This is a genomic window from Atribacteraceae bacterium (genome assembly GCA_035477455.1).
Lineage (GTDB): Bacteria > Atribacterota > Atribacteria > Atribacterales > Atribacteraceae > DATIKP01.
Genome location: DATIKP010000042.1, coordinates 1 through 13,395, shown reverse-complemented (window position 1 = coordinate 13,395; position 13,395 = coordinate 1). Strand labels below are relative to the sequence as shown.

At 51.0% G+C, this 13,395-nt stretch carries 20 protein-coding genes; 1 reads left to right on the top strand and 19 read right to left on the bottom strand.

What is annotated here, in order from left to right; genetic code table 11:
- The 19 genes from VLH40_02405 to VLH40_02315 form a co-directional block, all read right to left on the bottom strand.
- Positions 1–279: hypothetical protein (locus VLH40_02405; GenBank protein HSV30863.1), on the bottom strand; the 279-nt coding region annotated here is incomplete at its 3' end.
- Positions 280–360: 81 nt separating this feature from the next.
- Positions 361–753: a monovalent cation/H(+) antiporter subunit G gene (gene mnhG, locus VLH40_02400; protein ID HSV30862.1), complete on the bottom strand. Its 393-nt coding sequence runs from the start codon at positions 751–753 to the stop codon at positions 361–363.
- Positions 746–1,084 (bottom strand): monovalent cation/H+ antiporter complex subunit F, encoded by a 339-nt coding sequence (locus tag VLH40_02395; GenBank protein ID HSV30861.1) that lies wholly within the window; start codon positions 1,082–1,084, stop codon positions 746–748. The genes mnhG (VLH40_02400) and VLH40_02395 overlap by 8 nt, the downstream gene beginning before the upstream one ends.
- Positions 1,081–1,584 carry a Na+/H+ antiporter subunit E gene (locus VLH40_02390; protein HSV30860.1) on the bottom strand — a complete coding sequence of 168 codons (504 nt, stop codon included), beginning with the start codon at positions 1,582–1,584 and terminating at the stop codon, positions 1,081–1,083. Before VLH40_02390 ends, VLH40_02395 begins: the two co-directional genes overlap by 4 nt.
- The gene (locus tag VLH40_02385) at positions 1,581–3,056 is read right to left on the bottom strand and encodes a proton-conducting transporter membrane subunit (protein ID HSV30859.1); all 1,476 of its coding nucleotides are present in this window, start codon (positions 3,054–3,056) and stop codon (positions 1,581–1,583) included. Before VLH40_02385 ends, VLH40_02390 begins: the two co-directional genes overlap by 4 nt.
- Positions 3,053–3,388: a cation:proton antiporter subunit C gene (locus tag VLH40_02380; protein ID HSV30858.1), complete on the bottom strand. Its 336-nt coding sequence runs from the start codon at positions 3,386–3,388 to the stop codon at positions 3,053–3,055. The genes VLH40_02385 and VLH40_02380 overlap by 4 nt, the downstream gene beginning before the upstream one ends.
- A gap of 51 nt (positions 3,389–3,439) precedes the next feature.
- Positions 3,440–3,895 carry an MnhB domain-containing protein gene (locus VLH40_02375; protein ID HSV30857.1) on the bottom strand — a complete coding sequence of 152 codons (456 nt, stop codon included), beginning with the start codon at positions 3,893–3,895 and terminating at the stop codon, positions 3,440–3,442.
- Positions 3,885–4,430 (bottom strand): hydrogen gas-evolving membrane-bound hydrogenase subunit E, encoded by a 546-nt coding sequence (gene mbhE / locus VLH40_02370; protein HSV30856.1) that lies wholly within the window; start codon positions 4,428–4,430, stop codon positions 3,885–3,887. Before mbhE (VLH40_02370) ends, VLH40_02375 begins: the two co-directional genes overlap by 11 nt.
- A gap of 3 nt (positions 4,431–4,433) precedes the next feature.
- A complete protein-coding gene (locus tag VLH40_02365) occupies positions 4,434–6,233 on the bottom strand; it encodes a proton-conducting transporter membrane subunit (GenBank protein ID HSV30855.1) in 1,800 nt (599 codons plus the stop codon).
- A gap of 514 nt (positions 6,234–6,747) precedes the next feature.
- On the bottom strand, positions 6,748–8,352 hold the full coding sequence (locus VLH40_02360; protein ID HSV30854.1) for a Na(+)/H(+) antiporter subunit D: 1,605 nt from the start codon (positions 8,350–8,352) through the stop codon (positions 6,748–6,750).
- Between the two features lie 4 nt (positions 8,353–8,356).
- A complete protein-coding gene (locus VLH40_02355) occupies positions 8,357–8,626 on the bottom strand; it encodes a hypothetical protein (GenBank protein HSV30853.1) in 270 nt (89 codons plus the stop codon).
- Positions 8,627–8,648: 22 nt separating this feature from the next.
- Positions 8,649–10,130, bottom strand: coding sequence for a monovalent cation/H+ antiporter subunit D family protein (locus tag VLH40_02350; protein HSV30852.1), 1,482 nt, complete (start codon positions 10,128–10,130; stop codon positions 8,649–8,651).
- 2 nt (positions 10,131–10,132) lie between these two features.
- Positions 10,133–10,483 (bottom strand): cation:proton antiporter subunit C, encoded by a 351-nt coding sequence (locus VLH40_02345; GenBank protein HSV30851.1) that lies wholly within the window; start codon positions 10,481–10,483, stop codon positions 10,133–10,135.
- On the bottom strand, positions 10,473–10,898 hold the full coding sequence (locus tag VLH40_02340; protein ID HSV30850.1) for an MnhB domain-containing protein: 426 nt from the start codon (positions 10,896–10,898) through the stop codon (positions 10,473–10,475). Before VLH40_02340 ends, VLH40_02345 begins: the two co-directional genes overlap by 11 nt.
- Positions 10,898–11,182: a hydrogen gas-evolving membrane-bound hydrogenase subunit E gene (gene mbhE, locus VLH40_02335; GenBank protein HSV30849.1), complete on the bottom strand. Its 285-nt coding sequence runs from the start codon at positions 11,180–11,182 to the stop codon at positions 10,898–10,900. The genes VLH40_02340 and mbhE (VLH40_02335) overlap by 1 nt, the downstream gene beginning before the upstream one ends.
- Complete coding sequence (locus VLH40_02330) at positions 11,175–11,420, bottom strand: hydrogenase subunit MbhD domain-containing protein (protein HSV30848.1); 246 nt, start codon at positions 11,418–11,420, stop codon at positions 11,175–11,177. Before VLH40_02330 ends, mbhE (VLH40_02335) begins: the two co-directional genes overlap by 8 nt.
- On the bottom strand, positions 11,407–11,766 hold the full coding sequence (mnhG, locus tag VLH40_02325; GenBank protein ID HSV30847.1) for a monovalent cation/H(+) antiporter subunit G: 360 nt from the start codon (positions 11,764–11,766) through the stop codon (positions 11,407–11,409). The genes VLH40_02330 and mnhG (VLH40_02325) overlap by 14 nt, the downstream gene beginning before the upstream one ends.
- Positions 11,763–12,023, bottom strand: a complete 261-nt coding sequence (locus VLH40_02320) for a monovalent cation/H+ antiporter complex subunit F (GenBank protein HSV30846.1) — start codon at positions 12,021–12,023, stop codon at positions 11,763–11,765. Before VLH40_02320 ends, mnhG (VLH40_02325) begins: the two co-directional genes overlap by 4 nt.
- A 3-nt stretch (positions 12,024–12,026) precedes the next feature.
- Positions 12,027–12,524 (bottom strand): Na+/H+ antiporter subunit E, encoded by a 498-nt coding sequence (locus tag VLH40_02315; protein HSV30845.1) that lies wholly within the window; start codon positions 12,522–12,524, stop codon positions 12,027–12,029.
- Between the two features lie 469 nt (positions 12,525–12,993).
- Here VLH40_02315 and VLH40_02310 point away from each other — a divergent pair.
- A partial coding sequence (locus VLH40_02310; protein ID HSV30844.1) for a trigger factor family protein occupies positions 12,994–13,395 on the top strand: 402 nt, incomplete at its 3' end.

Here is a 13,395-nt window from a genome sequence, read left to right as displayed (position 1 = left end):
GGTGGTCTTGGAAGGCCGGCTGAGGGCGAAAATGCAAAATCCCACCGATAAGACATTGACGAACAGGAGAGGAAAAGCGGAAAGAAAGTCAAGGCCCAGGATTTTCCCCAGGAACAAGCCCCCCTCCGGGATCGTTCGGGTGATCAGGAGCACGATTTGTAACAATACCAGGGAGGCGATGATCAGGTTAGACCATCTGGACAGCCGGGGCGAGAGGAGAGCGGCCGGTCCGGCTGCGACCAGGGGGAGAAGGATAATCATGACCAGAGGCCAATTCATGTTCTGCTCCATCTAAGCTCTTTATCCATTATCGGTCATTATTATATAAGATCGCTTTTCCTACCTGTGCTTCTGAGCGATTCAACTATTGTTTGTCCCTGTATCGTTCGGTTGGTGTTGTTTTCTTTGTGTTTTCATTTTTTCTTTCTCGATGGCAATACCATATCGGTCTATCACCGTGGATGGGCAGGGTTTTTCCCCGCAGCGGTAAGCTGCCCGGGCAATGGCATGGGCAGCGACCGGTGATGTCAATAAAATAAAGCCCATACAAATGAGAGCCTTGATCCCTTCCGGGCTAAATCCTTTGATAACGAATACTCCGAAGAGAATGCCCGAGGACCCGAAGGTAACGCATTTGGTAGCCGCCTGCAAGCGGTTATAGATATCGGGTAGTCTGACCAGGCCCAAGGCTCCGAAGAAATTGAAGGCCAATCCGCTACAGATTATGATATAGCCAATGATTTCTCTAATCATCGATCTTTCTGTTTTCCAGGTATTTGGCCAGAGCCAGAGAAACGATAAAGCTCTGAAGTGACCAGGCGATGGCGATATCGAGAAAAAAGTGAGCGCCGGTATGAAGCGTCAGAAGAGCCAGCAAACCGACGATCAGAACCCCGATAATATCGACCGCTACCAGCCGGTCGGCGGCGGAAGGTCCAAAAATGATCCGGTAAGTGACCAGAGCGGCGCTGATCAATAGGACGTTGATCAAACGGGCAATAAAATCGATTTGAAAAACCCCGAAATTCAGCGCCAGGAACACGACCAGGAGTACGATTCCGATTAAAAACAGCGTGCTTTTCATCGCATGAACTTCTGTAAAATAGTATTGAAACTTTTACCGATGGCGGATGTCGATTCATCGAGATCCGCCGGTTGGACGACAATGCAATGGATATAGATGAGTTTTCTGGATTGATCGACATCGACTGTCAAAGTGCCGGGGGTGAGGGTGATGGAGTTGGCGAGTAAGGCTATAGAGGAGTCTTCCTGTAATGTGGTCTTGATTCGAACAAAACCCGGCTTGATAACGAGACGGGGTTTGAGGACGAGCAGCGCCACATCAAGGTTGGCCCGGGCCATTTCCCAGAGAAGGATCCCCAGGTAGACAACAACATGGTACAAGCGATTGATGTGGAAACTGCGACCGGATTTCAAAAGTATCCCACCGGTCAACCCGGAGACCAGAAGGGCGACCCCCACTCCAACCAGAAAGTCCGGCCAGCGAGTGGGGGGAGCTATCAAACACCAACCGACAAGGGAGAGAATGAAAACGATTATTCGGCTTTTCCAGGGAATACTCATTTACTCCCCCCCAGGGTAAGTAGGGCGATATACGCTTCCCGATTGAAGATCGTAGTGACTACTCTCTCCAGGGTTATTTCCCGCACACCGGGTAGAAATAAAAGGGGGGCGGCGAGGGATAAAACAACCAGGATGGTCATCGAGAGGGTAATCGGATAATTCGACCGAAGATGGTTGACGATCGAGGGCGGTCCTTTAGGAAAGACCTTTCCCATCATGGCTAAGTAATAGGCCAGAGTGAGAACGCTTGCGGCGACGGCGATGACCGCGAAGATCGTTTTTCCGGCCTGAACGGCTGCCAGTACGATGATCAGTTTGCTGAAGAATCCTCCGAATGGGGGCACACCGGAAATACCCAGGATACCAACCCAAGAGGTGGTATAGAGAAAGCGCCCACTTTTTCCCTGCATTAGATCCATCCGGCGGGTCCCCTCTGCTCTTTCTATCTCTCCGGCATTCAGAAACAAGAGACTTTTCGACAAAGAGTGATTGAGCATATGGTAAAGCGCTCCCAGTACTCCAAGAGGGGTACCCAGACCACAGGCAAAAAGGATATATCCCATGGAGCTGACGCTGGAGTAAGCCAACATTCTTTTAATATCCTGCTGAGGGAGAGCCATCAAGGCTCCGATTAACAAAGTGGTGATTCCCAATACTACCAGAAGTTCCAGGGGTAGGCGGGGTGCACCGAAAACAGTATAGAAGAGTCTCAGGAGGCCATAAGCTCCCAGCACCTTGACCAGCACTCCGGAGAGAAGGGCAGAAACTGGAGTAGGTGCGGAGGAGTGAACATCGGGTAACCAAAAATGGAAGGGAAACAGGGCGGCCTTGAAGCCGAAACCAACCAGAAAGAGGGCAAAAACCAAGTTGAGGGCGGGCGTGGTCGTCAGGAGGCTGGAAATATGCATCAGGGTCAGGGTAGAGAACAGGTTGTAGAGACTACCGATACCGATGAGGATGAAAGTCGAACTGATAAATCCCATGATGGCGTATTTAAAAGCAGCTTCAAACTGTTCGGCTCGTCCTTGGAAAGCGACCAGAGCATACGATGCGAACAAAGTGATCTCCATAAAAACGAAGAGATTGAAGAGGTCCCCCGTGAGGACTATATTGTTCATGCCGGCGACGAGAAACATGATGAGTGAATAATAATTCCAGGTTCCACCATACTTGCGGATGGTCGCCAGAGAATAGAGTATCGCGCAAAAGGTCAGAACTCCCACAATAAGCACAAAGAACGCAGAGAGATGGTCGAAAACGAAGGCGATTCCGTAAGGTATACTCCAACCGGAAAACTCATAAACTATACTGCCCGTACGATTGATTCCGGGGATAAGGAGGATGGAAAAAATTACGACTAATCCGGTAGTCAGAAGAGCTGCCCCTTCCGAAAACCGCGGGTTTTTTCTGCCGACCAGGGTGAGCAGTAGTCCGACAACCAGAGGGAGTATGACCAGGGAGGGAATGATCAACCTTTCAGCCTCCGGACGGCGTGGATATCGAGGGTCTGATAATGCTGGTATATCTTGATGGCCAGACTGACCAGCAAAGCGGTGGTAGCCAGCTCGATGACGATAGAAGTCAACACCAGGGCTTGGGTAAGCGGATCGACCATCGCTTTGGGTGTTTCATCGGGTAAATGAATCGGGAATCCCCCTCCCTCCCGGTAGCCGATCAAGACCAGGTACAGGTTGAGAGCATATCCCATGATGCCACTTCCCAGGATGATTTTGATCAGGTTCCGCTTGACCAGCACTCCATACAATCCGACCAGAAAAAACAGAAAACACATTGCGTAGATCATTTTAATGGTCCCCTTCTAATGCGTATATGCGTAGATGCGCAAAAGACTGCTTCACCGCTTCATCGTGAATTGGTCCAAATGGAGCAGGACCTGGTAGAGCAGGAAAAAGCCCATACCTACTTTCAGAGCGATGGCCAGATTCAGGATCGGAATCGTTCCGGCGCTCCACAAGGTAAAAGGGGTACCGGGGCTCAGAAAGTTGGTGAGATAAGGCAAACCTAAAAGGAAACTGATCAATCCGATACCGGCAAATATCAAGGCTCCGCCGACATCCAAAACGTGTGCGGTTTCTTCGTCCGGTACCTTCAGCCCGGTGCGGCGGCCAAAGGCCAGGGTGAGATGAATATACGACAGGGCAATCACCATACCGCCCGCAAAACCGCCCCCTGGACTCAGGTGACCGAAAATCACCAGATATAGACCATAGAACAAGATCAACCATACGGTGTAGCGAGTCACCGTTTTGACAATCAGGGTCATCCCCGGCTGGTTTTGATCATTTATCATTGTCTCTGCCGTCTCCTTTATCGACTTTTCGCAACAATGTGATTACACCGAGGATAGATACGAAAATGACGACGGATTCCCCCAGAGTGTCGTATACCCGGTAGTCCAGTATGATCGCCGTTACCAGGTTGACAGCGCCGGTTTCCCGCAAGCCTTCGCTGAGATAGTGTGAGGCAACCGTGACCAACGGTTGTCCGAAGGGAGTGAAGTGGTAGAAAAACGGGAGGGTAGCCAGCATGACCAAACCAAGACAGGCGGCCTTAAGCACTGACATAGCAGTGGATTCAGTCTCTTTTTCCCATCGCACTCCGATAATCCGCATCAAGACGATCAAAAAGATCCCCGCAATGATTTCGAAGACAAACTGAACTAAGGCCAGGTCCGGGGCCTGGAGCAGCAAAAAGGCGACAGACAATCCCAAACCGACCATACTTACCGAAATTACCGCCGAGAGAAGATCGGTGAGTTCCAGGGCAACGATGGAACCGACGATCATGAATCCGAGAAGGACATACAACCAAGTTTCAATCGGCATCGTTCACCCCCCCCTCAGAAAGAACAGAAAAAGGGTGATCACTCCAAACCCCAGGACAATCCAGATGGAATAGAAGGACAATACGCCGGTGTGCAGGATTCGTAGCGCCGCAACGGTTCGTTTGGTCAGGATATTGATGATCTCGAACAGATCAAACCACCTGCGTTCGGCAGCTGTGTAGATAGCAGCCAGGGGGGCCATGTCCCGGATCTCGTGAAAGAAATCCCCTCGGGCGGCCGAGCGGCCGGGATCCTCGATGCGGTCCTGGTCAAGTAACTGCTTATAGCGCATGAGCCGGAAGAAAAGGTAGAAAAAGAACCCTCCGGCGACCAGCGGGAGATACTTGATGGCTATTGTGTACATAAACGAATAACTTCCCGGGTTGGAAAGAGAGGCGAGGGAAACGACCGGCCGCAGGATCCCCAGGGGGAAACTCTTCCAGAACAGTCCGATCAGAAGGCACAGGGAGGCGTTGAGGAGCAGGGGAAGGACCGTACTGACGCTTTTTTCCCGGATGTTGGACCAGTCTTCTTTCCCTTTTCCCAGGAAAACGGTATACATGAATTTCAAAAAACTGGCCATGGTCATAGCGGTGCCCAGCAGGGCGAAGGCCAGGCAGACCAGGTAGATCAGCCGGGGGACTCCGCTGGCCTTGCTGGCGGCCAGAAGGACTCCACTGTACACCAGACCCTTGGATATGAAGCCGTTGGTGGGGGGAAGGCCGGTGATGGATAACGCCGAGATGAGGGCTCCGATGAATGTGCCGGGCATCCGCCGGTACAGTCCGCCCAACTCCTGGAGTTCGCCGGTGCCGGTGGCGTCTTCCACGTTTCCCAGACTCATGAACAGGGTGGATTTATAGATGGAGTGGTTGACCATGTGGAGCAACCCCCCGGCGATGCCGATGGCGGTGCCGCTGGCCAGTCCCAGGACCATGTAGCCGGTCTGACTGACTGCATGGTATCCCAGCAGGCGGCGTCCGTTGTGCTGGACCAGGGCCATCATCACCCCGATGACGATGGTGGAGGCCCCCAGCACGGCGATGACCATGGGGAGGACTGGGGAGGGAGCATTCGGCACCAGCAGGAGTCTGGCCAACAGATAGATCCCGATCAGCTTGTCCCAGGAAGCGGGGAGGATATATACCGATTCCATGGGGGATTTTTCACAGTAGGTCGGTATCCAGGTGTGCAGGGGAAAGCACCCCGCTTTGGCGAAAGCGGCAAAGGCCAGGGCGAGATAGGCGACGGTGTTCCAGAGACTGCCCGACTCCATCTGCAACTCTTTGATCCCGGGGAGGCCGTCCCCCGTCTTGGCCAGCACCGAGAGAGCAAAAATCAGGAATGCGTCAGACAGAGCGGAGACCAGGAATGCCTTGCGGGCGATTCTTCTGGCCTCTACCCGTAAAATGCCGTAGAAGTAGAGCATCGCTCCGGAAAGCCCCCAGAACATTATAAACAGGACCAGGTGATGGCCGACCAGGGTCCCGTTGATAAAGGCCAGGGTCAGGCAATAGTAAAACAGGGTGGTCTTGGAAGGCCGGCTGAGGGCGAAAATGCAAAACCCCACCGATAAGACATTGACGAACAGGAGAGGAAGAGCGGAAAGAAAGTCAACGCCCAGGATTTTCCCCAGGAACAAGCCCCCCTCCGGGATCGTTCGGGTGATCAGGAGCACGACTTGTAGCAATACCAGGGAGGCGATGACCAGGTTAGACCACCTGGACAGCCGGGGCGAGAGGAGAGCGGCCGGTCCGGCTGCGACCAGGGGGAGAAGGATAACCATGACCAGAGGCAAATTCATGTTCTGCTCCATCTAAGCTACCGATAGCAATGTGTAAAACATAAGGACGTTTACTGCACCTCGTTACTTGGATTGCCGCTCTAAGGATAACGAGTAATTCTTGGCAAGTCAACGGTGAACCATAAATATTTAAAAATCTTCGGAGCTGATATTTGATTTTAGAGAACCATGAACGCCGGGTTATGCGTGTCCTACCCAAAAATCTTTTTCGTAAAAAAGTGGACTGATCAGTTTTAAGCGGTTGTGAAACAGTAGGGAGTTTCGCTCCGGCGAAGGTAAGTTTGATTTTGCTGCAAAAACTCATTTCAGCGAGGCCCCGTTGCCCTCAGCCCCGCCTCATCTGGCATTTTCTCGCACGCATCTCAGACCACATCCGGTTGCAGTGATGCTGAAAAGGCCATCCTTGGCCTATTTACTTCGAAAATGCGGTGATTTCGGCGGCTGATTTAGGCAACTTAGGCCAGGCTTCCTTCGTTGTTTTGCAGCAGAATTACTTATTGCAGTAGAATCAAGTTTAAAAGAGATGCGTCAGCGCCTGATACAGGAGAAAAAAGGCCAGCATCAAGGCAACCAGGAATAGGGCGGAATCCAAGTTTCTGACGTATGCCTTCATTGAGGCGGGGCTCCCGCAAAAACGCATGAAGGCTGTCCCCGCTTTTCTATAGAACCAATCTGTGTCAAGGCTAATTGTTGGTTGCCCGGCAATTTTCTCTTTTAAAAGCCAGAATCCCATGAAAACAAATGAGAGAAGGACAATTTTCTCTACCACCTTTTCAAGCGTGTAGGGAACAAAATCAACAGGGTAGGGAAGGATGTTGTAGAGAACTGCGGGATATATGCCGATAAATAGGCACAAGAATGCAGCAAGCCCCATGCTCATCAACATATTGCGGGGTGGCTCTTTTGCTTCTATGCCCCGGTCTGTTCCGAAAAACATATAGTATGGGAGCTTTAAACATGTGTGCAGGAATGTCCCTACCGAAGCTAATAGGAGCAAGAGATATACTACAGCTTCGCCTTGCAAGCCCGCAGTTGTGGTAATTAGTGTTTTGCTGACAAATCCGCTAAATAACGGCACTGCCGAGATAGAAAGTCCACCGACCATAAGAAGAATAAAGGTTGTGGGCATGGTCTTATAAAGCCCCCCCAATTCAGTAAGTTTTTCTCTTCCGGTCACATGGAGCACTGCACCCGGACCCATGAAGAGCAGGGCCTTATAGAGAATATGACATAAGGCATGAGCAATTGCGCCATTTATCGCCAGCGGAGTCCCCAGTCCCACGGCCGCCACCATATAGCCTACCTGGCTGATAATATGGTAAGATAGCAACCTGCGGCCGTCATTCTCAATCACAGCATAAACAACGCCATATACCGCCATTATCGCTCCTAACCATATCAGGACCTCAACCCCAGCGAACGCCCTGATCAGCATATATACGCCGACCTTGGTAGTAAATGCCGATAAGATTACACTACTGGTGGCCGTCCCTTGCGGGTAGGCATCAGGTAACCAGGCATGGAACGGCGGAACAGCGGCTTTCACCAGAACCCCGATCATTATGAGGTAGAAATACGGTTCACCGCTTCCTAAGGGTCCAAAATCGGTATGTCCCGTGGATAGGTAATAGAGTATTATTCCCATCAGTAAAAGACTTCCCCCGAAAAGGTGAAATATAAGGTATCTGAATCCCGCATCTGTGGCAGATTTCGTCCTCCGGCAAAAAATAAGGAAGGCGGAAGAAACAGTCATCAGCGACAAAAAAAGGTAGAGGGAAAGGTAATCACCAGCGAAGACCGCGCCAAGAGATGTGCCGACCAGGATGAAGGTAGCGATATGCTCACCGCTCTCTTTTACATGGAGGGCATAGAGTGTCCCCAGGAAGGCCATGATAACGAATATATATCCAAAAGGTAGGCTTATCGAGTCAACCCGGCCGAAGATAAGATCAAACCCGGCAATGTTATGAACCCAAAGGAGGCCCTCGGGCAGATACAGAAGGTTTACAAAGGCAACTATGGGTAATAGAAGCAGGTAAACACTTCTTAATCTCCCCTTGAGAAACGGGACGAGGAGTGCCCCTAAAATAAATATGGCGGCTGGAGGTACAGGAAAAATACGCTCAATCAGAGTGCTCTCCCCCCTCTTCTTGGTCCTTCACGTCGTAGTAATCCTCCCGCACCATGAGCCAATGCCGTCCCAGGGCCTTGCATATGATGATCGTAAGAACGCACGAGACTAAGCCGAACATCGAATAAAATCCCGGTAGTCCATCAAACCAGAAAAAAGGATCGCGGGGTAGGAAGAAATCGAACAGGGCGACCAGCAGAAAGCCGAGACAAAAAAAGTATTTTCGGTATCTCAGAATTCTCTTCTTGTTTGGGTTATCCATGTATCTCATATATCCTATGCCGTCACATTCCCAACAACAACTTGACCGCCGACTCGACCATAGACAGTGGTAATCCCACAAATATGCCGAGCACCACACATCCCAGCGCCAGGATCATTATGGGTATGATCATGCCCGGGGGGAGTTCGTCCATCTGCGCTTTCTCCTTAAGTTTGTCTCCGCCAAAGTAAATCAACTTAATGACTCGCAGATAGAATAGCGCGCTCATCAGGCTGCCCAGGGATATTACGATGATAAATATCCACTCGCCTGCTTCCAACGCCCCCAGGCTGAGGTAGAACTTACTCACGAATCCGGCGGTGGGAGGGATTCCCACCTGCGAGACCGCCGCCAGAGTGAATGCGGCCATCGTGAGGGGCATCTTGCTGCCCAGACCGCGGAAATCTTCTATGCGATGGATCCCGGTCTTATAGAGCACCGCTCCGGCGCAGAAAAAAAGACACCCGGTTGCCAGGGCATGGTTCAAGATATGAAGTATACCCCCCGTCATGCCCAACTCTACGGCAAGTCCCGCGCCTAGCAGCACATACCCGGTGTTGGCCACACTGGAATAAGCCAACATCTTCTTGATATCCGTCTGCGATATGGCGTACAGGGAACCCATGAGTATGGTCGCCGCCGCCACCCAAGTCAACGCCGCTGCAACAGGTATCGGCCCGGTGATGAGTTGGACCCCGAAGATGGTGAAAAGTACTCTTATGAGGGAATAAGCGCCCACTTTTGCCACCAGAGCGGAAAAGATGGCGCTTACCGGTGCCGGTGCGACGGCGTATGCATTGGGGAGCCAGGCGTGCAAGGGGAAGAGGGCGGTCTTGATGCCAAAGCCCACCACGAAAAAGGCTATGGCACCAAACACTACCCAGGGGTCATCCAATGTCGGCAGTCTGAGGGCGAGATCTGCCATATTCAGCGTACCGGTGATTATATAGAGGTAGCCGGTCCCCAGCAGTATGAGGCTGGTACCGATTGCCGCCAGTATCAAATAGCGGTAACTGGCTATGAACGAGCCTCGCCTTTCGGCTATAGACACCAAGGCATATGCGGATATCGAAAATATCTCCGTTAATACAAACAAGTTAAAAAGGTCACCGGTAACTACCGCTCCCAGCATACCACCGATCAGGAGCAACAGCAGGGTGTAGTAGGAAGTTGTTTTCCCCCCGGGCAACTCTTTCTCGATGTAGCTCTTGGAATATATCACCGCAAGAAGGCTAATCAGAGAGATGGTGAGGCACATAAAAGCACTGAGCGGGTCCGCTGCCAACTCGATCCCATAGGGGGGCGGCCAACCCCCCACGGCATACCGAATGGTACCCCGGGTCAGTACCGAGCCGGTCAGTCCGAACGTGAAGAAAGCTGAGAGTAGTACCGCGGCTATGGCTACCGGATAGCTAAGTCTTTCTCGCCATAACCCCAATAATGGGATGAGGTACGCACCGACCAACGGCGTTATAATCAATAGTACAATGGAATGCTCCAGCATGGTTACAGGTCGCTCAGTTTGTCTGAATCCAAAGTCCCATATTCTTTATATATCTTAATAGTTAGAACGAGAACAAAACAGGTCAGCGCCAGGGAAACCACGATTCCGGTGAGCACCAGGGCATGGGGCAGCGGATTCACATATACCTCTATTCCTGGTACCTTTATGGGAGGCGCCCCACCCTCTTTGTAGCCCACCGATGTCAGGAAAAGCAACACTGAAGTAGAGAAAATATTCAGTCCCATAACCTTCTTGATCAGATTTCTGCGCGCGATCAGGGCATAAAGTCCTATAAGGAGCAGGGCCACCGAAGTAAGATAAGGAAAATTGATCGCTATGAACTCAATTATCATGATCTTCCTCCGCCAGGTGTAGGAATAATGAGGCTACCAGCGCCATGATGTGAATTCCGATGGCCACTCCGACGAGTAGAATCAGGATCCCCCTGACTTGGGCCGGAGGCATGGGGAGGGGGATAACGCCATAATTCAGGAAAACACCCCCGGCCAGCAAACCCAATATTCCTATTCCGGCGAAAAACAGAGAACCGAGACTATCCATAGCGATTCTCACCTTGTGACTTAACCTGGCTTCGGCGCTGGATAAATCGTAAGACAACGCCAGCAGTATCATGCTCGATCCCACGATGACCCCACCCTGGAAACCACCGCCGGGGCTGACCGGTCCGTGAACGATGACATAGAGCCCGAACAGTTGTATAAGGGGTACCAGTAACCGAGCGATCGTCTGAATAATTACGGTCGTCATCAGTGCTTTCTCCCCACAAGAAGAGAGAGCACCGCTGCCCCGCCGGCAAATATCACCGTAAGCTCGCCCAGGGTGTCATATCCACGGTAGTCAAGGATAATTGCGGTAACCATATTGGGCACTCCGGTTTCCTCGTAGGCCCTGGCGATATAGCGGGGGGCGATATGGCGATGAGCGGGCGCTTCAGGATCGCCGAATACCGGCATATCGATCACCGCCATGGTGAGTATGAACCCGATACCCAGTAAGACAATAAGTGTCACCAGATGCCTGAATCTAGTCATCTTCTTCCCTCCGGATTGTCTTGGCTATGCTGACAATGAAGAGCAGGGTGGTAATTCCTGCACCCACCGCTGCCTCGGTTAAGGCTACATCAGGAGCTTTCAACCGGGTGAACACTATGGCCATGATCAGGCTGTAGACCGCGAAAACAACGGCTGCAGCCAGCAAATCCCGCATAAAGACCACGGCGACAGCCAACAACATCAGAAAAGACAGCAGTATAAACTCAAATATTCCCATCGCCTGAGGAGGCCTCCTTATACCTGTCCAACACACTCTTGTCCCATTGTTTCACCCCGTGTTTATAGGACGCCCGGGCCAGGGCATGGGCGGCGGTGGGACTGGTTAGAAAGACAAAAATTATAATGAAGGCTATTTTCACACTGGTTAGCGTTGCCCCTTCATACAGCATTAACCCCACCAGGATCAATCCCAGTCCCAACGTATCACATTTGGTTACGGCGTGAAGCCGGGTATAGACATCAGGAAATCTAAGAAGACCGATAGTTCCCAGGAGGAAGAACAATGCCCCCAAAACGAGAAAGAGGACCACCAATATCTCGATTATTATGTAAAAAAAGATCATCCTACTCTCCCTGTTCCCAGATATCGGGCGGCCGCCAGCACCGCCAGGAAAGCCAGCAGGGCATAGGTTATGGAGATGTCGAGGAATATCTTCTGGTCATACATAAAAGCAAGGAGAACCAGGATCGCCAGAGTCTTGGTGGTAATCGCTGATGCTGCCACTATCCGGTCAGGCAAAGTGGGACCGGATATCAGTCTATAAGTACATAACAGTGTGCTGAAACACAAGGCCAGCGCGATCGACATAAAAACACTCATTTCTCAGGGTGCCCTCCTTTGACCTTGCCTACCGGCAGGCCTTTTTCTGAATAGGCGTTCAACTTGTCTCTCAAACTCCCTTTCACTCTTCAGTATCTTTTCTTCGTCCTCAATTGCCAGGCAATGAATGTAGATGTCGCCATCCACTATATCCAGGGTCATGGTGCCGGGGGTCAGGGTAATCGAGTTTGCCAGCGTGGTTTGAGCCAAGTCGCTTTTCATGTTGGACCTGATTTTGACGATTCCTGGTCGTATTGGCATTTTGGGATCGATCACCCGGCGTGCAACATCGATATTCGCAATAATGATTTGCCAGAGCAACCACCCCAAAAACGGTATAAGTCTGAGGAAGATGCCCAGCCAGTGAAGGGTGTTTCCCGATCCTGAGTCTCTTATAAGCAAATCATGAGAGAAGAGGGCCACCAGGAGAGAGGAAGCAAGTCCGAAGCCAAGGTGCATCATGTCCCGCCGGTCGGATAGCAGCATCCAAAAACCAAACAAAAGGATGAAAGTCAGCCAGAATCCGGACGTTTTCCTCGGTTTTATCATTGCCGGGAAGCAAAACAGCGCTTATTTAGCATACTTACCATTTTATATAATTATACATATGTTTTGAGCATAGCATAAGGAAAATCGTGACCAGATTCAGGCTTATATACCGCTCCATTTAGTCCAGCAAGATTAATGTATGACTACATAAATAAAAATAGGATTTAGTTTTGCGCTAAGTGGCTTAAATCACCTCCATAAGGATAACGGGTAATTTTCGGCAAGTCAACGAGGGAAGCGAAAAATTCAAGACCTTCTCATTTATTGCGAATGCCGCCGATAAAAGCTATAATAGGGCCGACTTGAAGAAGCCCCTGCCGAACCGGCATCCTTTTCCGGGTAAGCGGATTTGGTATGGTTTACCTCTATACTGCTCAGCGAGGTATCTTTATTTTCGTATCGGAAAGGTGGAGATGGATTCATGGTTGAGGTTAAAAAAGAAGAGAAGGCGATAAACATTTTTGAATTGATCATCACGATAGAGGAAGAACGAGTCAAGGAAGCCCAGGAGACAATCTACCGGGAACTCAATCTCCGGACCCAGGTTCCCGGCTTCCGAAAGGGATATGCGCCGCGATCCATTTTGCGCCGCTATATCGATCCTGAGCATCTGAGGGATTCTCTCGTGCAAAAATTGGTGCCGAGCGTCTTTCGGGAAGTGCTGGAACAGGAGAAAGGAGATATAATCGGGGAACCGAGTCTTGAGATCCTGGAGGCCGGTGAAGATCAGCCGTTGGTCTTCAGGAGCCGCTATTTCGTGCGGCCCGAAGTACGCCTTCCTAACGCCGATTCTATTGAAATCCGCCGTTATAGATTGGAAATC